Source organism: Streptomyces sp. NPDC052114 (assembly GCF_040680155.1).
Taxonomy (GTDB): Bacteria; Actinomycetota; Actinomycetes; order Streptomycetales; family Streptomycetaceae; genus Streptomyces.
On record NZ_JBFAWC010000001.1, the window covers coordinates 418,116 to 438,422 of the forward strand.

The window sequence follows — 20,307 nt, forward strand, 5'->3', positions numbered from 1 at the left end:
CTCTCATTCGACGCCCCTGATCCGCCGCACCAGCACCGCCCCCGCCAGCCCGATCACCGCCGCCGTCAGGTACAGCACGCGGTAGCCGCCCAGGTGCGTCACGATCGGGGCCGCCAGCGCGGGGGCCGCCACCTGGGGGAGCGAGTTGGCGATGTTGATGATGCCGAGGTCCTTGCCGCGGTCCGCCGCCTCGGGCAGGACGTCCGTCATCAGGGCGAAGTCCACCGAGGTGAAGACGCCGAAGCCGATGCCGAGCACCGCCGCCGCGACGAGCGCGCCCGGCCAGGTCTGCCAGAGGGCCAGCAGGCCCGTCGCCACCGCCATCAGCGCGCCCGACCAGATCACGAAGGGCTTGCGGCGGCCGGACCGGTCCGACCAGGCGCCGCCCACCACGACCGTGGCGAGCATCGTCGCGCCGTTCACGGCCGTCAGGATCAGCACGCCCTCGTCCGGGTCGGGCCGGTGCAGCCGGTCCCGCAGGAAGTACAAGAGGTAGAGCAGCACCAGCGAGTTGCTGACGTTGATCAGGAAGCGGGTCAGCCAGGCCCAGGCGAGGTCGGGGTGGCGGCGCGGGCTGAGCCAGAAGCCGGTCAGGAAGGTCCGCCACCGCCACGGCGGGCGGTCGGCGGGCGCCAGGCGCAGGTCCCGGTGGCGTACGACGTAGGGCAGGACGCCCGCCACCGTGAACACCGCGCAGGCCGCGTACCCCGCGACCGTCCCGCCGGCCACCGTCGCGAGGCCCGTGCCGACGACCACGCCGAGCAGCTGCGCCGCCCCGAGCCAGCCGCCCACCGAGCCGCGCTGGAGGCGCGGCACCCGGTCCGGCACGGCGGCCGTGATCGCGGCGAACGCGGCGTTCAGGGTGAGCTGGACCAGGCACCAGCCCGCCGCCATCCACCACACCGAGCCCGCCGCCGAGAGCAGCAGCAGTGCCGCGGCGCCGCCCGCCGCGCCCGCCACGATCCACGGGGTGCGCCGCCCCCAGCGGGACGTCGTGCGGTCCGAGAGCGCGCCGAAGAGCGGGTTGGCGGCGAGGGAGACGACCGCGCCGACGCCCGTGACCCAGGCGAGGACGGTCTCCTTCGAGGTGCCCACGGGGGCGAGGTCCTCCGCCTGTACGGCGAGCAGGATCTGCAGGGGGCCGTACCAGCCCACCCAGATCGCGCCGTTGGCGACCGACAGGGTGCTCGTCCAGCCGCGCCCGACCCGGTCGGCCGGCTCCCGCAGCGCCGCGGCCGTCATGGTCGCCGCGCCCGGAGCGCCGCGCGCAGCCAGTGGTACGAGGCCTTCGGAGTGCGCTCCTGGGTGGTGCGGTCGACGTGGACGAGGCCGAAGCGCTGCCGGTAGCCCTCCGCCCACTCGAAGTTGTCGATCAGGGACCACACGAAGTAGCCGCGCACGTCGACGCCCGCCTCCAACGCCCGGTGCAGGGCGCGCAGATGGCCGTCCAGGTAGGTGATCCGCTCCTGGTCGTCGAGTCCGTCGTACGAGCAGCCGTTCTCGGTGATGACCAGGGGCGGCAGCCGGTCGCCGTAGCGGTCGCGGAAGGCGGTGAGGAGTTCGGTGAGGGAGTCGGGGACGACGGGCCAGCCGAAGCCGGTGACCGGGTAGCCCTCGATCTCCCTGGGGGAGAAGGGGAGTTCGGGCGGCAGGGTGACGCCGGAGAACTCGGCGGCCGTGCCGCCGGGGAGCGGGGCGCCCACCTTGGTCGGCTGGTAGAAGTTGATCCCGTACCAGTCGAGCGGCTCGGCGATGACCGCCAGGTCCGCCGCGAGGTCGGGGGAGGGCATCAGGTCGCCGATGCCCTCGGGGTAGTGGCCGAGGAGGAGCGGGTCGGCGAAGAGGCGGTTGAGGAGGACGTCGTAGAAGTCCGCGGCGGCCGTGTCCTCCTCGGCGTCGGAGGCGGGCCAGGTCGGGCCGTGGGAGTTGGCGATGCCGATGTCGGTGGCGCCCGCCGCGCGCAGCGCCCGTACGGCGAGGCCGTGCGCGAGGAGCTGGTGGTGGGCGACGGGCAGCGCGTCGAAGAGGAGCCGTTCGCCCGGCGCGTGCTGGCCGAGCGCGTGGCCCAGCAGGGTGTGTTCCGCGGGCTCGTTGAGGGTGATCCACTTGGTGACGCGGTCGCCGATGCGGGCCGCCACGACGGCCGCGTAGTCGGCGAACCGCTCGGCGGTGCCGCGGTCGAGCCAGCCGCCCCGCTCCTGGAGGGCCAGCGGGGTGTCCCAGTGGAAGAGGGTGGGCACGGGCCGGATGCCCGCCGCGCAGAGCTCGTCGACGAGGCGGTCGTAGAAGTCCAGGCCCGCCGTGTGCACGTCGCCGGTGCCGGCGGGCAGGACGCGGGGCCAGGAGACCGAGAAGCGGTACGCGTCCACGCCGAGGTCACGGACGAGCGCGACGTCCTCGCGGTAGCGGTGGTAGTGGTCGCAGGCGACGGCGGCCGTCGTGCCGTCCTTCACGTTCCCCGGTACGGCCGTGAACGCGTCCCACACCGAGGGGCCGCGCTCGTCGGCGGCGCCCTCGATCTGGTGCGCCGAGGTGGACACGCCCCACAGGAAGCCGCGGGGGAAACGGGGTACTGCCGCACTCGCTGCCATGGGCGGGATCTTCCGTACTGCCGAGTACGGAAGTCAATGGGCGTGCGCGGAAAAGATGAACAACGCTCACGTTCTACCGGGTGGCGTCCGGACGGGTGCCGGGACCGGTGCCCGGCACCCCGCCGCGAACCCCTGCTACGACCCCTCCTTCAGCACCCGCGAGATCAGCTTGCGCTGCGGCTCCGTCAGCCGCGGGTCCGAGCAGTACACGGTCCGCCCGTCCACCGTCAGCTGGTAGTTGAAGCCGTCCGGCACCCCTATCGGCGGGGTGCTCCTGCCCTCGGCCACGGCCGCTTCGGCCAGGGCGTGCCACTCCGGGGCATCGGCCAGCTGCGAGGTGTCCACCTCGGCGTGCCGGTCGATGCCCGCGAATCCTCCGGTCCGCTTCACCTGGATACGCATGGGTCCTGTCTACTCCACGGGGTGGGCGGCCGGTAGCGCACCGTCAGCCGGTGGGCACCTTGACCGTGGCCCAGGCGTCGATGACGGCCTTCAGCTCGTCGCCGTCGCCGTACTTCGCGCGGGCGGCGGCCACCGTCAGCTTCGCGAAGTCCGCGAAGGACGCGTCCTGCGCCAGCTCGCCGCCGGTCAGGACGGCGTACCAGATCTGTCCGGCCCGCTCCCACGAGTGACCGCCGAGGGAGTCGGCGACCAGGTAGAACGCGCGGTTGGGGATGCCGGAGTTGATGTGCACGCCGCCGTTGTCGCGGCCCGTCCTGACGTAGTGGTCCATGTCGGCGGGCTGCGGGTCCTTGCCGAGCACGTCGTCGTCGTACGCGGTGCCGGGCTCCTTCATGGAGCGCAGCGCCTTGCCTGTGACGCGCGGGGCGAGCAGGCCGGCGCCGATCAGCCAGTCGGCCTCGTGGGCGGTCTGGCCGAGCGTGTACTGCTTGATCATCGAGCCGAACACGTCGGCCATCGACTCGTTCAGGGCGCCCGGCTGGCCGAAGTACGTGAGGTTGGCCGTGTACTGCACGACGCCGTGGGTCAGCTCGTGGCCGATGACGTCGACGGGGATGGTGAAGTCGAGGAAGATCTCGCCGTCGCCGTCGCCGAACACCATCTGCTCGCCGTTCCAGAAGGCGTTGCCGTAGTCCTCGCCGTAGTGGACCGTCGCGTTCAGCGGCAGCCCGCTGCCGTCGATCGAGTTGCGTTCGTAGGACTTCTGGTACAGCTCGAACGTGGCGCCGAGGCCCGCGTACGCGCGGTTGACGGTGGCGTCCTTGCCCGGCTTGTCGCCCTCGCCGCGGACCTTGCGGCCCGGCAGCTCCGTGCGGTGCTTGGCGTCGTAGATCGTGCGGTGCGGCTTGCCCGCCACGGCTTCCTTGGGCGCGGCCACGCTGGGGGCGCCGATGACGGTCGTCAGGCGGCGGTGGGTGCGCTCGATGGCGTCCCGCTCCAGGGTGCGGCGGGCGGGCGAGGCGAGCGCGGGGTCCTGGTTCTGGGCGAGCGTGTCCAGGACGTGGGGCGGCACGATGGTGCAGAAAACGGGCTCGAAGCCCGTCGGGTTGGCGGTCATGGCGGCAATGTGGCACTGGGTCATGCCTGTGTCACTACCTGCAACCATGATTGATGAAATAGAGGTATTGATCACGCCATAGCCGTTACCTGCCGGGGATCCCGCATACTGATACGGGCCCGCGCACAACGCGCGGCTCGGCTAGGCTGCGGCACATCATGCGATTCGGGCTGCTTCTTCTTAGCTGCCGCGGCGAGGGCCTGTAGTCGAGGCCGACCCCCTCCCCGCGGAGTTCGGTGTTGCGCTCAGACCGTCGGCCGTCCCTGGGACAGAGGACAACCTCTGGCCGAGGATCCAGCGGACACCCTCCCGAGGAGCCCACGCATCATGGCGAACTTCCAGCGCCCCACTTCCCTGCCGATCCACAAGTACGGCCGGTACGAGCAGGTCGACATCCCCGACCGCACCTGGCCCGACCAGCGGATCACGGTCGCGCCCCGCTGGCTCTCCACCGACCTGCGCGACGGCAACCAGGCGCTGATCGACCCGATGTCCCCGGCTCGCAAGCGCGCCATGTTCGACCTGCTGGTCCGCATGGGCTACAAGGAGATCGAGGTCGGCTTCCCCTCGTCGGGCCAGACGGACTTCGACTTCGTGCGGTCGATCATCGAGGACGAGGACGCGATCCCGGAGGACGTGACGATCTCCGTCCTGACCCAGGCGCGCGAGGAGCTCATCGAGCGCACGGTGGAGTCGCTGAAGGGCGCCCGGCGCGCGACGGTCCACCTGTACAACGCGACCGCTCCCGTCTGGCGCGATGTCGTCTTCCGCGGCTCGCGCGACGCCGTGAAGCAGATCGCCGTCGACGGCACGCGCCTGGTCATGGAGTACGCGGACAAGCTGCTGGACGACCGGACGGTGTTCGGATACCAGTACAGCCCCGAGATCTTCACCGACACCGAGCTGGACTTCGCGCTGGAGGTCTGCGAGGGCGTCATGGACGTCTGGCAGCCCGACGCCGACCGCGAGATCATCCTCAACCTGCCCGCCACCGTGGAGCGCTCGACGCCGTCCACGCACGCGGACCGCTTCGAGTGGATGAGCCGCAACCTCTCCCGGCGCGAGTTCGTCTGCCTGTCCATCCACCCGCACAACGACCGCGGCACCGCCGTGGCCGCCGCCGAACTGGCCGTCATGGCCGGCGGCGACCGCGTCGAGGGCTGCCTGTTCGGCCAGGGCGAGCGCACCGGCAACGTCGACCTGGTGACGCTGGGCATGAACCTCTTCAGCCAGGGCGTCGACCCGCAGATCGACTTCTCGGACATCGACGAGATCCGCCGTACGGCCGAGTACTGCAACCAGATGGAGATCCACCCGCGCCACCCCTACGCGGGCGACCTGGTCTACACCGCCTTCTCCGGCTCCCACCAGGACGCCATCAAGAAGGGCTTCGACGCGATGGAGACCCGGGCCGCGAGCCAGGGCAAGACCGTCGACGACATCGAGTGGGCCGTGCCGTACCTGCCCATCGACCCCAAGGACGTCGGCCGCTCCTACGAGGCCGTCATCCGCGTCAACTCGCAGTCCGGCAAGGGCGGCATCGCGTACGTCCTGCAGAACGACCACAAGCTGGACCTGCCGCGCCGCATGCAGATCGAGTTCTCGCGGATCATCCAGGCGAAGACCGACGCCGAGGGCGGCGAGGTCACGCCGGACGCGATCTGGAGCGTCTTCCGCGACGAGTACCTGCCCAACCCCGAGAACCCCTGGGGTCGGATTCAGGTCAAGAACGGCCAGACGACGACCGACAAGGACGGCGTCGACACCCTCACCGTCGAGGCCACGCTGGACGGCGCGGACACCGTCCTGACCGGTTCCGGCAACGGTCCGATCTCCGCGTTCTTCGACGCGCTCCAGGGCATCGGCATCGACGTACGCCTGCTCGACTACCAGGAGCACACGATGAGCGAGGGCGCGTCCGCGCAGGCCGCCTCGTACATCGAGTGCGCGATCGGCGACAAGGTGCTGTGGGGCGTCGGCATCGATGCGAACACGACACGTGCGTCGCTGAAGGCCGCCGTCTCCGCGGTCAACCGCGCGGCGCGCTGATCCCCCCACCGGTGCTTTTCCGGCCCCGTCCGCCGCTTCGGCGGGCGGGGCCGCGTCATCTCCCGGCCATGTCCCGCTCGCTCTCCTGTACGAGGTGCTGACGCCGCATCACCGATGTGGCTAACATCACGCCAACGCGGCAATGCAGCCGGGGAGTTACGGAGGTGCGTGATGCTGCCAGCTCGGGGACGAAACGGCCGAAAATCCCGCATCCTCGCCCTGCCCGTCTCGCGCGGGCGGGCCGTGTGCAGGCGCGTGATCGGCATGCACACCGCCTGGGACGCCGTCGGCGACGGCGAGTTCTTCTGTCCCGCCTGCGGCGGTGACCGCAACTACCAGCGCCTGACCGGCCGGCGCCGCTTCGTGCTGCTCGGCCTGCCCGTCGTGCCGCGCGGCACCGCGGGACCGGTCATCCAGTGCGCAGCCTGTCAGGACTTCTTCGACCCCGACGTCCTGGACCACCCCACCACCACCCGGCTGTCGGCGATGCTCCGCGACGCCGTGCACACCGTCGTCCTCGCGGTCCTCTCCACCGGCGGCACCACCGCGCGCAGCACCCTCGACACGGCCGTCGCCACGCTGCGCGGCGCGGGCTACGACGACTGCACCGAGGAACGGCTCGTCGCCCTCGTCGACGCGCTCGCCACCGACGCCGGACGCGTCACCGAGCCCGACTGCGGCCCCGGCCTCGCCATCGAACTCCACGAGGCGCTCGGCCCCCTGGCCCCGCACCTCGCCCCCGCGGGCCGCGAGGCCCTCCTCCTCCAGGGCGCCCGCATCGCCCTGGCCGACGGCCCCTACACCCCGGCCGAGCGCGACGTGCTCACCACGGCGGGCTGCGCCCTGACGATCGACACGGACGAGGTGGCCCGCCTCCTGGTGGCGGCGCGGACCCCGTCCTGACGGCTCCGTGGGAGGAGTTCCGCGCGCGGGGTCCCGCGCGGGGCGTGGTCCGGGACAATCCGCCGACATGAGGGACGGAGTCCGCTGGGCGACGGTGATCGCCCTGAACACCCTCGCGTTCGCCGGGGTGTTCATCCTCTTCTACGCGGTACGGGTACCGCTGATGCCCTCGGCCGAGGAGGGCCGCATCGCCGTCGGGGTCGCCGCGGCGACCGTCGTCGCGACGATCGGCGGGACGGCGGGCGCGGCGTGGGTGAGCCGGGCCACCGCACGGACGCAGCCACCGCCCGTCCCTGCCGGGCCCGGCCCCGACCCGGCCCGCGACGAGCCCGCGCGGGTGCTGGTCCGCATGGGGGAACTCCCCTTGGAGCCCCGGGGCTTCCAGCTGCGCACGGACCTCCTCGCCACCCTGGAGCAGGCCGCGGGGGAACCGGGACTCACCGTCGTGCACGCCGTCACCGGGGCGCGCGGCGTGGGCAAGACGCAGCTCGCCGCGGCCTATGCGCGCCGTCGTGCCGTGGAGGGCTGGCCCGTCGTCGCCTGGCTCACCGCCGAGAACGGCGGCCGGCTCGCCGCCGGCCTCGCCGAACTCGCCGACCGCCTCGGCGTGCGGGCCCCCGGCGACGACGTGGAGGCGGCGGCGCGGGCCGCGCTCGGCTGGTTCGGCGCCCACCCCGACCTGCCGTGCCTGATCGTCGTCGACAACGCGACCGACCCGGACGAGGTCGCCGCCTGGCTGCCGACGGCGGGGCGCGCGCAGGTCGTGGTGACGACGACGGTGCGGTCCTTCGGGAACATCGCGGGCGCGCAGGTCGACGTCGACGTCTTCACCCGGCAGGAGGCGCTGGACTTCCTGGGCAAACGGTCCGGGTGCGGGCAGGACGACGGCGCGGCCGAACTCGCGGCGGAACTGGGCTGCCTGCCGCTGGCGCTCGCGCAGGCCGCCGAGGTCATCCGGGGGCGGGGCGGCGGCTACCGGGCCTACCTGGAGCGGCTGCGGGCCTACCCCGTGCACGAGGTGCTGGCCAGGGTGCCGGGAGACCGGTATCCGCACCGGGCGGCCGAGGCGGTCCTGCTGGCGGTGGAGGAGGTGGAGGGGCGGCCCGGTGGCGGGGGCCGGCTCGTGCGGCTGCTGCTCGACGTGCTGTCCGTGCTCTCGCCGGACGGCGTCTCCCACGCACTGCTGCACGGCGTGGTGGAGCTGGCCGGCACCCATGACGCCCCGGCGGCCGAGGACGCCCTCGGCGCGCTCGTCGAGGCCTCGCTCATCACGCGCGTCGGCGACGACGCGGTCGGCGTGCACCGGCTCGTGCAGCGCGTCCTGCGGGAGCGGGCCCGGCGGGAGGGCACGCTGGACGCGGCGGTGGATCCGGTCGTGCGCCATCTGGACGTGCTGCTCGTGCCCGCCGAGGACGCGTGGCGGCTGCGCGAGCGCGGGCGTCGGCTCGCGGTCCAGGTCGAGGCGTTGTGGGACGCGCTGCGGCCGGAGCTGGCGGAGCGGGGCGTACGGGCCATGGAGCCGCTCCTGGAGCTGCGGAGCTGGGCGGCGAACGACCACCTCGCCGAGGTGGGGGACCTGACGCGGGCGCTCGCCGTGGCCGGGGAGATCGTGGAGGCGTGCGACGCGGCGGCGGACGTGCCGGACGAGATGCTGCGGGACGCGCTGTGGTCGCTCGGGCAGATCTGCGTACAGGCGGGGCGCATGGACGACGCCCTCGCGGTCCGCCGAAGGCGCCTGGCGCTGGTGGAGCGTGCCCCGGACGTCGTCGAGGAGCGCGTCTACTTCGCCCGCGCCGAGCTGGCCGCCACGTATCAACTGGCGGGCCGCTTCGACGCGTCGGTGTCCTTGTACGAGGACACGGTGCGGGACGCCGAGCGCATGTTCGGCACCGAGCACGCCGACACGCTGACCGCCCGGGGCCGCCTGGTGCGGGCCTACGCGGCGGCAGGCCGTCTTTCGGAGGCCGTCGCCCTGTCGGAACGCATGCGCGCCGGGCTCACGGACGGCGTCCGTACCGGGCCCGGACCGGGCGCCGAGCCGGACGGCGCCTCGGAGCTGTCGTCCTGGCGGACGCTCGCGGGCACCTACGAGTCGGCGGGCCTGGCCGGGGAAGGCGCCGCGCTGCTGCGGCAGTTCCTCGCGGAGCGCGTGCGGGAGGTGGGCGAGGACGCCCCGGAGGTGGTCCTCGCCAGGAACGACCTCGCGCTGAACTGTCTCTCCGCGGGCCGGTACGACGAGGCGCTGACGGTGGCCCGGCGGGCCGCCGCCGACGCCGTGCGGGTCTTCGGCGACGGGTCGGAGGAGACGGCGGACGTGCGGGACACCCTCGCACTGTGCTTGATGCGGCTGGACCGGGACGAGGAGTCCATCGAGCTGCACCGCAAGGTGGTGGCCGACCTGACCGCCCTGCACGGCCCGGACCACCGGGGCACGCTCTCCGCGCGGGTCAACCTCGCGCGGGCCCTGGGCAAGGGCCTGCGGGAGAGCGCGGCCGACGCGACCTTCCGTGACGTACTGGCCGACTACACCCGCACGTTGGGTCCCGAGCACCCGGACACGCTGAACGCGCGGTCCCAGTACATCAGGACCTGTTTCGACGCGGGGCGCACGGCGGAGGCGATCACCGTCGCACGCGAGGTGCTCGCCGACACGGAGCGCGTCTACGGCACGGCCCATCCCCGGGCCCTCGGGCTCCGGCTCGACCTCGCCACGCTGCTCCAGGAGGAGGGGCGCATCGACGAGGCCGCCACGCGGCTGCGCCACGCGCTGCGGGACATCACGGCGGCGCTCGGCGCCCGTCACCCGCAGGCCCTGCGGGCCCGCGCGGACCTCGCGTCGGCCCTGAACGCCCTGGGCGGGGCGGACGAGGCCTGCGCGCTGCGGGAGGAGAACGTCGCGCAACTCGCCCGGCTGTACGGCGACGACCACATCGACACCGTCTGGGCGCGCGGTGCCACGGCCGTCGCCTACGGCTGGTGCGGGCGGTACGAGGAGGCCGTCGCATTACGCGTGGCGGTGCTGCACGACCTGGTCCGGCTGCGCGGCGTCGACCATCGCGACACGCTCATGGCCCGGCGCCGGCTGGCCCGTGCCTACGGGGCGGCGGGCCACCACCACAAACGGGTGGAGCTGTTCGAGGAGTCGCTCGCAGAGAACACCCGGGTGTTCGGGGAGCACCACCCGGCGACCCTCGCCGTCCGCATGGAGTACGCGATGGCGCTCACCTGGACGGGGCGGTGGCGGCAGGTCAGGAAGCTGACAGGGGAGTTGTACACGGACTACCGCGGGCTTCTCGGCCCCCGCCACCCGTACACCGTCGGCGCGCTCCGCAGATCGGCGTACCCCCTGCGACGGTGCCAGCGCCGGATCAAGGTGCTGGGCATCCGCAAGCAGGTGCTCGCGGAGACCGAACGCCGCTCGGGGCCGTTGGGCGACGACACGGTCGTCGCCCGGCGAAGACTCGGATCCGCCTATGTTTCCGTGGGCCTGGTGTGGCGGAACGTGGCCGTCCAGCGGCGTCTGCTGACCGACCTCACCGAGGAGTTCGGCCCCGACCACCCCTGGACCCTCGCCCAGCGGGACTGGTGGGCGGCCAGTGCCCTGCGCTACTCCGGCCGCTGGCGCCGGGCCCTGACCGCGATGCGCGAACTGGCCGCCGACTACGCGCGGCTGTACGGCGCCGATCACCCGTGGACCCTCGACGCCCGCGCCGGGGCCGCGCACCTCGCCCGCCGCACCGGCCGGGTCCGTGCCGCCGTGACGGAGTTCGCGGCCCTGGCCGCCGACCGCGAGCGACTGCACGGGCCCGACCACGTCTGGGCCGTGCAGGCCCGCGCCCACCACGCCTACGCCCTGCTCTGGGCCCTGCGCCCGCACCGCTCGGTCGCCCACTTCGACAGGCTGCTCCGGGACACCGAGGGGATCTTCGGCCCCCACGCCCACCAGCTCCGGTCCATCGGCCGCCGTTACCTCCTGCTCTGCCTCGCCACCGGCCACTGGCACCGCGCCCGGGAGGCCCTGCGGATACTCCGCCGGGTGTAATCGCCGCCCTCGGCCTCCCCGCGCCGTACCCCCCAACTCGCCCCCGAGCCCGACGGATTCGCCCTCCGTGCCCGGAAGGGTTGACGCAGACCATGTCATCCCTGCCGAAGGAGGCCCGTCATGGGGGCCACACCGACCGCTGCCGCGCCACGAGGGCGAAGGCGTGCCGTGCCCTGGGGGCTGCTCGGGCTGTGGATCGTCGTCATCGCGCTGGCCGCGCCGTTCGCGGCGAAACTCGCCGACGTGCAGAAGGACCGGCCCGTCGACTATCTGCCGGCGAGCGCGGGGTCGACCGAAGTCGCGAAGATCCAGGACCAGTTGCCGGGCGGCGAGGCCACCGAGCTGGTGCTCGTCTACCACCGGGACGGCGGGCTCACCGCCGCCGACCGGAGGACCGCCGGTGAGCAGGTGGACGAGATCGCGGGGGCTCATCGGCTCGTGGCAGATCCGAAGGGCGTGCCCTCGAAGGACGGCACCACCCTCATCTACCCCGTCGCCTCCACCGAGCCCGGGCAGGACGAGGACAAGCGCGACGCCCTCGTGGCGGACGTGCGCGAGGCCGCCGAGGGCGGCGGCGGGCTGAGCGTCGACGTCGGCGGGGCCGGGGCGCTCGACACCGACGCCGCGGAGGTCTACAACTCGCTGGGCGGGCCGCTGCTCTACACCACGGCCGCCGTCGTCGCGCTGTTGCTCGTGCTCATCTACCGCAGCCCCTTCCTCTGGCTCGTGCCGCTCGCCGTCGCGGGCGTCGCGGACTACCTCGCGATGGGCGTCGCGTACGGACTCAACCAGGCGTTCGGGACGTCCGTCACCGGACAGAGCTCGGGCATCATGACCATCCTCGTGTTCGGCGCGGGCACGGACTACGCGCTGCTGCTCGTCTCCCGCTACCGCGAGGAACTGCGCAGGATCGAGCGGCCCTACGACGCCATGGTCGCCGCCCTGCGCGGCTGCGGGCCCGCCGTGCTCGCCTCCTCCGGGACCGTCGCCGCCGGGCTGCTCTGCCTGCTCGCCGCCGACCTCAACAGCAGCCGGGGCATGGGGCCGCTCGGCATGGTCGGTGTGCTGTGCGCGCTCGCGGCGATGCTGACGCTGCTGCCCGCCGTCCTCGTGCTGCTCGGGCGGCGCGTGTTCTGGCCGCTCGTGCCCGCCTTCGGCAGCACGCCCAAGCAGCGGCGCGGCCTCTTCGCCGCGATGGGCGCCTCGGCCGGGCGCAGGCCGCTGGCCGTGCTCGCGAGCGGGGCCGTGCTCCTGGGCGCCCTCGCGCTCGGGGCGCTGAACCTGCCGGGCTCCCTCAAGCAGGAGGACTCCTTCACCAAAACACCCGAGTCGGTGTCGGCGATGGAGACCCTCGCCGCCGCCTACCCCGAGCAGGGCACCCAGCCGATCACCGTCATGACCCCGGCCGACCGGGCCGGTGCCTCCCTCGGCGAGATCCGCGACACCCGGGGCGTCGAGAGCGCCCAGCGGGGACGTACCGCCAAGGGCTGGACCGAGATCTCCGTGCTCGCCGCCGCCCCGCCCGAGTCGGCGGGGGAGACCGCGACGATCGAGGCGCTGCGGGACCGGCTCGACGGCTCCTACGTCGGCGGGTCCAGCGCCCAGCAACTCGACCTGAAGGACACCAACGCCCGGGACCGGAACATCGTCGTGCCGCTCGTCCTCGGCGCCGTCCTGCTGATCCTCGTCGCCCTGCTGCGCAGCCTGGTCGCGCCACTGCTGCTGCTCGCCGCGGTCGTCGCGGTGTGGGGCGCCTCGCTCGGCATCGCCGGGCTCGTCCTCGAACCGCTCTTCGGCTTCGAGGGCACCGATCCGGGGCTCGGGCTGCTGTCCTTCGTCTTCCTCGTCGCGCTCGGCGTGGACTACGGGATCTTCCTGATGCACCGGATGCGGGAGGAGTGCGTGAACGGGGCCGAACCGGGGACGGCCGCGCTCACCGCACTGCGCACCACCGGCGGCGTCATCGCCTCGGCCGGGCTCGTGCTCGCCGCGACGTTCGCCGTCCTGACCAACATGCCGCTGGTCCAGCTCGTCGAACTGGGCTTCGTCATCGCGGTCGGCGTGCTGCTCGACACGTTCCTGGTGCGTACGTATCTGGTGACGAGCGCGAGCGTGGCGCTCGGCAGGAAGGTGTGGTGGCCGGGGCCGCTCTCCCGGCCCCGGCCCGCGGCGCCCGCCGCCCCCGAGGCCGAACCCGTCCGGGTGCCCTCGCCTTGAGCCGCTCCCGCCGGGCGCCCCTCCTCTCCCGGAGGGGCGCCCGCGTACCCGAAGATGGTCCGGTGGACTCACCCGTCATACGTCCGGGCGCGGCGAGCGGCGCCGCCCGCCGCAACCTCATCGAGCGCGTCCTCGGACCGGCCGCGCCGGGTGAACGGCTGCGCACCGACGCGCTGTTCGCCCTCGCCATGGCGGCCAGCGCCGTCGTGATCGTGCGGGTCGTGCGGGACAACGGCGCCCCGCCCGACCTGTTCGGCTGGGCGCTGCTGCTCGTCGCGCACGTCGTCATCGTGTGGCGGCGGCGCGCCCCGATGCGGGTCATGGTCGTGATGATGGTGATCCTGCTGACCTACCACTCCCTGGACAACAACCACACCGCGCCCATGGCGGTGTCGATGGCCTCGCTGTTCACCGTGGCCTCCCGGACCCGGCCCCGCAACGCCCTCCTCGTCGGCGCGGCGGTCCTCGGCATCATGCTGGGCGTCAAGTTCAGCGAGGGCCTGGCCGAGGGCGCGGAGTCGCTGCGCATCTCCGGCTGGATCGTCGCCTTCCTGCTGCTCGGCGTGTACGTCCGCATCCACCGGCAGTACGTCGCCTCCGTCGTCGAACGGGCCGAGCGCGCCGAGCGCACCCGTGAGGAGGAGGCGCGCCGCCGGGTCGCCGAGGAGCGCCTGCGGGTCGCCCGCGACCTGCACGACCTGCTCGCGCACAGCATCACGCTGGTGGGCGTGCAGACGTCCGTCGCCGCGCACGTGCTGGCCGCCGACCCGGACCGGCTCGACCGCGCGGCCGTCGCCAGGGCCCTCGACGACGTCGCCGAGACCTGCCGCACCGCCCGCGGTGAACTCCGCGCCACCCTGGAGGTGTTGCGGTCCGGCACCGAGGAGGAGGCCAGGGGACCGCTGCCCGGCCTCGACGGGCTGCCGGACCTCGCCGCCGCGGCCCGCACCGCGGGCGCCCGCGTCGAGCTGGACGTGACGGCGTGCGAGGCGCCGCCCGCCGTGGGCGTCGCGGCCTACCGCATCGTGCAGGAGGCGCTCACCAACGCCGTGCGGCACGCGGGACCCGGCCTGACCGTGCGGGTGGCGGTGCGTACCGAGGACGCGGCGCTGCGCGTGCGCGTCACGGACGACGGGACCGGCGACGGGGCGCCCGCCCACGCGCCGGGCTACGGGCTCGTCGGGATGCGGGAGCGGGCCCGTACGGTCGGCGGGACCCTGGAGGCGGGGCCGCGGCCCGAGGGCGGTTTCATGGTGTCCGCGGTGCTGCCCCTGGCACCCGTGTCCCTGGGAGGACTGACATGACCGTCCGCGTCCTGCTCGCCGACGACCAGACGCTGGTGCGCGCCGCGTTCGCCATGCTCATCGACTCGGCGCCCGACATGGAGGTCGTCGGACAGGCGGGGACGGGCCGCTCGGCGGTCGAGCTGGCCCGCTCCGCGCGCGCCGACCTGATCGTCATGGACATCCGCATGCCCGACCTCGACGGCATCGAGGCGACCCGGCTGCTCGCCGCCGACGAGGACCTGGCGGGCGTGAAGGTCCTGATGCTGACGACGTACGACACGGACGAGCACGTCGTCGAGGCGCTGCGGGCCGGTGCCTCCGGCTTCCTGGTCAAGGACACCAGGCCCGCCGAACTCCTCGACGCCATCCGCACGGTGGCCGCCGGCGAGTCCCTCCTGTCGCCGGGCCCCACGGCCCGCCTGATCGCCCGGGTCCTGCGGACCCCGGTCCCCGACCTGACGGTGACCGCCGGGCAGGGCGGGCCCGACGGCCTCTCGGAGCGGGAGCGGCAGGTCCTGCGCCTGGTCGCGCGCGGCCTGAACAACACGGAGATCGCCGAGACCCTGGGCCTGAGCCCCCTGACCTCCAAGACCCACGTCAGCCGCATCATGGGCAAGCTGGGCGCCCGGGACCGCGCCCAACTGGTCATCATGGCCTACGAGTCGGGCCTGGTGTCACCGGGTTCGGTGACGCCGTCCTGAGGGCGGCCGCCCCGGCGCCTACAGCAGCCCCGCCGCCGCCAGGTGCTTGCCCACCCTCTTCGTCTCCTCCGGGGACAGCGGGATCTGCGGGTCCGCCGTGGCCGGGCAGGTGATCACGCCGCGCAGGTACAGGGCCGCCTTGAAGGCGCCCAGGGCGGCCGAGCTGCCGCCCATGCGGGCCGGGTCGCCGGCCGTGACCATGCCGAACAGGCCGCACAGCCGCTCCTGTTCGGCCCGCGCCCGCGCCCAGTCGCCCTCGTGGCAGGCCCGGTACAGCCGTACGTATCCGGCGGGGTCCACGTTCCCGAGGCCCGGGACGACGCCGTCCGCGCCCATCGCGAGCGCCGAGTCGACCGTCACCTCGGACCCCGTCAGGACGCTGAACCCGGCGAGCCCCGGCCCCGACCGCTTGCCGAGGACGACGTTGCGGAAGCCGCCCTCGTCGCCGCTGGAGTCCTTCAGGCCCGCGAGCACGCCTTCCGCGGCCAGTGCGACGACCAGGTCCGCGCCCAGCTTGGTGTGCACGGACACCGGCAGGTCGTACGCGAACACCGGCACCGGACAGCCGCGCGCGACCAGGCGGAAGTGGCGGGCGACCTCCGCCGGGTGGGTCCGCGTGTAGAAGGGCGCGGTGACCACGACCGCGTCCGCGCCCGCCCCGGCCAGGGCCCGCGCGTGGTCCAGGACGCGGGGGGTCGTCATGTCGATCGCGCCCGCCAGGACCGGCAGTTGGCCGCCCACGTGCCGGGTGACCGTGTCGAGGACCAGCGCGCGCTGCCGGTCCGTCAGGTACGCGACCTCCGACGTCGAGCCGAGCACGAACAGGCCGTCGACGCCGCCCTCGACGAGGTGGTCGACGAGCCGGGTGAGGGAGGCGGTGTCCACCTCGCGGTCCGGTGTCAGGGGGGTGCAGACGGGCGGGACGACACCGGTGAGCGGGGCGGGAAGAGTCATGGTTGCTCCCTGGGGGTGGTGGCAGGGGCCGTGGCGGCGGCCTGGGTGACCAACTCGTGGGTCGACTGTCCCTCATCGACGGGGTGGAAACAGCGGAACCGGTGCCCCGCGCCCGCCGATCGCGCCTCCGGCATGGCTCCGGCGCACACGTCGTCCGCCTTCCAGCAGCGGGTGCGGAACGGGCAGCCGCTCGGCGGCCGGGTGGCCGACGGCACCGGGCCGGCCAGTGGGATGGGGTCGATGGGGTCGAGCAGCCCGGGTGTGGCGGAGAAGAGGGCGCGCGTGTACGGGTGCCGGGCGCGGCCGAGGATCTCCTCGGCCGGCGACTCCTCGACGATCCGTCCGAGGTACATGGTCACGACGCGGTCGCTCATCCTGCGTACGGTCTGGATGTCGTGCGACACGAACACCAGGGCGAGACCCAGGCGTTCCTTCAGGTCCAGGAGCAGGTTGAGGATCTGGGCGCGCACCGACACGTCGAGGGCGCTCGTCGGCTCGTCGGCGACCACCAGGTCCGGTTCCAGTGCCAGCGCGCGGGCGATGGCGACGCGCTGGCGCTGCCCGCCGGAGAGCTGCCCCGGCAGCCCGTCCGCGAGGACCTTCGGCAGGCCGACGAGGGCCATCAACTCCCGTACTCGTTCGTCCCGTTCGCGGGCGCTGCCCCGCTTGTGGACGTCGAGGGGGTCGCGCAGGATCTGCCGGATCGACAGCCTGCGGTTCAGGGCGGTCGAGGGGTCCTGGAAGATCATGCCGGTGCGGGTGCCGAGTGCCGTGCGGCGCGTGTCCGGTGCCATGGTCCACAGGTCCCGGCCCTGGAACGACACCGTGCCCGCCGTGGGGCGCTGGATGCCCACGAGGACCTTCGCGAGCGTCGACTTGCCGCAGCCGGATTCGCCGACCACGCCGACGGTCTCTCCCGGGGCGATGGACAGGCCGGCGCCCGTCAGGGCGTAGACCTTGTCCCGTGCGAACAGGCCGCCGGTGCGGGCCGTGTGCACGACGTGCACGTCCTTCAACTCTGCGATGGCCGTCGTCATTTCGGCCTTCCCTCTGTCGTGGGGCGGCGCGCCGTGGGGAGAGCGGTCGTGTGTGGGGGCCCGTCGTGGCCGGTCGCGCCGTTCCCCGTGCCTCTGCGGGGCGCCGGGTGATGGCACGCCGTCGCGTGGGCCGTGCCGCCCACGAGCGCGGGCGTCTCGTGACGGCACACCTCGCTCGCCAGCGGGCAGCGGTCGGCGAACCGGCAGCCCTTCGGGAAGTCGGCCGGAGACGGGACGACGCCCTTGATCTGGGTGAGGCGGCGCGCCGCCGACTCCAGCGAGAGCACCGAGCCGAGCAGTCCGCGCGTGTAGTGGTGCGTCGGTGCCTCCACGAGGTCGGCGGTGACGCCCGTCTCGACGATCTGTCCGCCGTACATCACCACCACCCGGTCGGTGACGTCGGCGACCAGGGCCAGGTCGTGCGAGACGAGGACCAGCGCGAAGCCCAGCTCCTCGCGCAGCCGGAGCAGCAGCTGGATGATCTGCGCCTGGACGGTCACGTCGAGCGCGGTGGTCGGCTCGTCGGCGACGATCAGCTTCGGGTCGCGGGAGAGGGCCATGGCGATCAGGACGCGCTGGCGCTGGCCGCCGGAGAGTTCGTGCGGGTAGCTGCGCAGGGTGCGCTCGGGGTCCAGGCCCACGAGGCCGAGGAGCTCGGCCGGGGTGCGGCGGCCGCCCCTGCGGACGACCTGTTTGAGCTGGGAGCGCACGGTCATCGCCGGGTTCAGGGACGACAGGGCGTCCTGGTAGATCATCGCCATGTCGTGGCCGAGGAGCCTGCGCCGGGCCCGCAGGGGCAGGCCGGTCAGCTCCCGTCCGGCGAAGGTGACGCTGCCGCGCACGCGGGCCCCGGCCGGCTCCAGGCCCATCACCGTCAGAGCGGTCAGCGACTTGCCGCAGCCCGACTCGCCGACCAGGCCGAGGACTTCGCCGGGGCGCACGTCGAAGCTGATGCCGTCGACGATGTCCACGCCGCCGTGCCGCTGCGGGAAGGAGACGGCCAGGTGCTCGACCCTGAGGACCGGTTCGCCGGACGGCAGGGGGCGGGCCCGGGAGCGCAGCCGCCCGGCCGCCTCGGTCAGGCCCGGCAGCTCAAGGACCGTGCCGCTGCCGGGCTCGGGGGCCTCGACGCGGTCCTGGGTGCGGGCGGCGCCCGCGACGTCCCGCCCGGAGGGCGCGGCCCACGCGTCGGACACGCCCTCGGAGAGGATGTTCAGGGCGAGGACGGTGAACAGCATCAGGAGCCCGGGGAAGACCGTCGCCCACCAGCCGCCGATCAGGACCATGTTCTTTCCGTCGGCGATGACGCTGCCCCAGGACGGGTCGGGCGGGCGCACCCCGGCGCCGATGAAGGAGAGCGAGGCCTCGAAGACGATGGCCTCGGCGACCTGCACGGTGCAGAAGACGAGGATGGGCGCCGCGCAGTTGACGGCGACGTGCCGGATCAGGATGTGTGGGGTGCGCGCGCCGACGACGTGCTCGGCGACCACGTAGTCCTCGCCGTACTGGTCGAGGACGTTGGCGCGCACCACGCGGGCGATCGGCGGGGTGAACAGGAACGCGATGGCGCAGATGAGGACGAGGATGCCGCCGCCGAAGACCGCGACGAGCACGGCGGCCAGCGCGATCCCGGGGAACGCCATCACGATGTCGAGGCAGCGCATCAGCGTCTCGTCGACGGCCTTGCGGGAGGTCGCCGCGACGGCCCCGAGCACCGCGCCGACCAGCAGGGCGAGCAGGGTGGCGCCGAGCCCGATGGCCAGCGACCAGCGCGCCCCGTACATCAGCCGGCTGAGGATGTCGCGGCCCAGGCTGTCCTGGCCCATCCAGTGGTCGGCGGAGGGGGCGCCGGTGCCGCCCGCCTGGGGCTGCTGGTCGAGCGGGTCGTGCGGGGCGATCAGCGGGGCGAGGAGCGCCATCAGGACGACGACGGTGAGCAGGCCCACCGCGACGCGCGACAGGACGGGGAGCTTGCGCAGCGAGCGGAGCCGGATGCCGGGGACCGCGAGCCGCTCGGTGAGCTCCTTGCGCGGGGCGATCATCGGCCCGCCCCCCTCAGCCGCGGGTTGACCAGCAGATACAGGATGTCGATGACGAGGTTCACGACCACGAAGCCCACGGCGGTGGTGATGACGACGCCCTGCACGACGGCCGGGTCGCCGTTCTTCACGGCGTCGATCATCAGCTTGCCCATCCCCGGCAGCGAGAAGATCGTCTCGATGACGACGGCGCCGCCGAGCAGATAGCCGACGCGCAGACCGAGCACGGTGAGCGGGTTGATGAGGGCGTTGCGCAGGACGTTGCGGCCGACGACCACGACCGGCGGCAGTCCGCTGCCGACGGCCGTGCGGACGTAGTCCTTGTCGAGCTCCTCGACCACGGCCGTGCGGATGATGCGGGTCAGCCCGGCCGCCACCGGCAGGGAGAGCGCGAAGGCGGGCAGCGTCATCGTCCTGAGCCAGCCGGTGAAGGAGTCGCCGGGGTTGATGTAGCCGCCGGTCGGGAACCAGCCGAGCTCCACCGCGAGGTACTGGATCATCAGCAGCGCCAGCCAGAAGCCGGGCGCCGCGACCCCGGTCAGGGAGACGACGCGGATGATCTGGTCCGGCAGCCGGTCGCGGTGGATCGCGGCGGTCACGCCGAGGACGAGGGAGAGCACCACGGCGATCCCGAGCCCCAGGAAGGTCAGCTGCATGGTGAGCGGCAGGGCGGTGGCGACCTGGTCGAGGACGGGGGAGCGGTTGAGGACGCTGATGCCCATGTCGCCCTGGAGCAGGTCCCCTACAAAGGCGATGTAGCGGACGGGCAGCGGGTCCAGGAGGCCGTTCTCCTCGCGGAACGCGTGCAGTTGCTCGGGGGTCGGGTTGGCGCCCTGGAAGAACGCGGAGGCCGGGTCGACGTCCGAGAACCGCATCACGACGAAGACGAAGAGCACGATGCCGAGCAGCAGCGGGACGAGCAGGGCGACGCGGCGGGCCAGGATTCTGAGGACTTCGGTCACGGCGGGC

At 73.4% G+C, this 20,307-nt stretch carries 14 protein-coding genes; 6 read left to right on the forward strand and 8 right to left on the reverse strand.

From position 1 onward, the window contains the following. Positions 1–3: 3 nt before the first annotated feature. The 4 genes from AB0L89_RS01690 to AB0L89_RS01705 form a co-directional block, all read right to left on the reverse strand. The gene (locus AB0L89_RS01690; RefSeq protein ID WP_365132560.1) at positions 4–1,242 is read right to left on the reverse strand and encodes an MFS transporter; all 1,239 of its coding nucleotides are present in this window, start codon (positions 1,240–1,242) and stop codon (positions 4–6) included. Next, positions 1,239–2,591 (reverse strand): GH1 family beta-glucosidase, encoded by a 1,353-nt coding sequence (locus AB0L89_RS01695; RefSeq protein WP_365132563.1) that lies wholly within the window; start codon positions 2,589–2,591, stop codon positions 1,239–1,241. The genes AB0L89_RS01690 and AB0L89_RS01695 overlap by 4 nt, the downstream gene beginning before the upstream one ends. Positions 2,592–2,726: 135 nt before the next feature. Further along, positions 2,727–2,993: a protealysin inhibitor emfourin gene (locus AB0L89_RS01700; RefSeq protein ID WP_365132566.1), complete on the reverse strand. Its 267-nt coding sequence runs from the start codon at positions 2,991–2,993 to the stop codon at positions 2,727–2,729. A gap of 43 nt (positions 2,994–3,036) precedes the next feature. Next, positions 3,037–4,110 carry a M4 family metallopeptidase gene (locus tag AB0L89_RS01705; protein ID WP_365132569.1) on the reverse strand — a complete coding sequence of 358 codons (1,074 nt, stop codon included), beginning with the start codon at positions 4,108–4,110 and terminating at the stop codon, positions 3,037–3,039. A gap of 327 nt (positions 4,111–4,437) precedes the next feature. On the opposite strand from AB0L89_RS01705, the gene leuA reads away from it, so the two are divergent. The 6 genes from leuA (at position 4,438) to AB0L89_RS01735 (ending at position 15,308) form a co-directional block, all read left to right on the forward strand. Next, positions 4,438–6,159, forward strand: a complete 1,722-nt coding sequence (gene leuA, locus AB0L89_RS01710) for a 2-isopropylmalate synthase (protein WP_365132572.1) — start codon at positions 4,438–4,440, stop codon at positions 6,157–6,159. 171 nt (positions 6,160–6,330) lie between these two features. After that, a complete protein-coding gene (locus AB0L89_RS01715) occupies positions 6,331–7,062 on the forward strand; it encodes a TerB family tellurite resistance protein (protein ID WP_365132575.1) in 732 nt (243 codons plus the stop codon). Between the two features lie 67 nt (positions 7,063–7,129). Further along, positions 7,130–11,104 carry an FxSxx-COOH system tetratricopeptide repeat protein gene (gene fxsT / locus AB0L89_RS01720; protein ID WP_365132578.1) on the forward strand — a complete coding sequence of 1,325 codons (3,975 nt, stop codon included), beginning with the start codon at positions 7,130–7,132 and terminating at the stop codon, positions 11,102–11,104. A gap of 120 nt (positions 11,105–11,224) precedes the next feature. Beyond that, positions 11,225–13,321: an MMPL family transporter gene (locus AB0L89_RS01725; protein ID WP_365132581.1), complete on the forward strand. Its 2,097-nt coding sequence runs from the start codon at positions 11,225–11,227 to the stop codon at positions 13,319–13,321. Between the two features lie 119 nt (positions 13,322–13,440). Further along, complete coding sequence (locus AB0L89_RS01730; RefSeq protein WP_365133926.1) at positions 13,441–14,625, forward strand: histidine kinase; 1,185 nt, start codon at positions 13,441–13,443, stop codon at positions 14,623–14,625. After that, complete coding sequence (locus AB0L89_RS01735; protein WP_365132584.1) at positions 14,622–15,308, forward strand: response regulator transcription factor; 687 nt, start codon at positions 14,622–14,624, stop codon at positions 15,306–15,308. The genes AB0L89_RS01730 and AB0L89_RS01735 overlap by 4 nt, the downstream gene beginning before the upstream one ends. 18 nt (positions 15,309–15,326) lie before the next feature. On the opposite strand, the gene AB0L89_RS01740 is transcribed toward AB0L89_RS01735, so the two are convergent. Genes AB0L89_RS01740 through AB0L89_RS01755 form a run of 4 tightly spaced genes read right to left on the reverse strand, consistent with a single transcriptional unit; the run spans position 15,327 to position 20,300 of the window. After that, on the reverse strand, positions 15,327–16,262 hold the full coding sequence (locus AB0L89_RS01740; RefSeq protein WP_365132587.1) for a dihydrodipicolinate synthase family protein: 936 nt from the start codon (positions 16,260–16,262) through the stop codon (positions 15,327–15,329). Then, on the reverse strand, positions 16,259–17,299 hold the full coding sequence (locus AB0L89_RS01745) for an oligopeptide/dipeptide ABC transporter ATP-binding protein (protein ID WP_365132589.1): 1,041 nt from the start codon (positions 17,297–17,299) through the stop codon (positions 16,259–16,261). The genes AB0L89_RS01740 and AB0L89_RS01745 overlap by 4 nt, the downstream gene beginning before the upstream one ends. Then, positions 17,296–19,341, reverse strand: a complete 2,046-nt coding sequence (locus tag AB0L89_RS01750; RefSeq protein ID WP_365132592.1) for a dipeptide/oligopeptide/nickel ABC transporter permease/ATP-binding protein — start codon at positions 19,339–19,341, stop codon at positions 17,296–17,298. The genes AB0L89_RS01745 and AB0L89_RS01750 overlap by 4 nt, the downstream gene beginning before the upstream one ends. Continuing rightward, positions 19,338–20,300: an ABC transporter permease gene (locus tag AB0L89_RS01755; RefSeq protein WP_365132595.1), complete on the reverse strand. Its 963-nt coding sequence runs from the start codon at positions 20,298–20,300 to the stop codon at positions 19,338–19,340. Before AB0L89_RS01755 ends, AB0L89_RS01750 begins: the two co-directional genes overlap by 4 nt. Positions 20,301–20,307 lie beyond the last annotated feature (7 nt).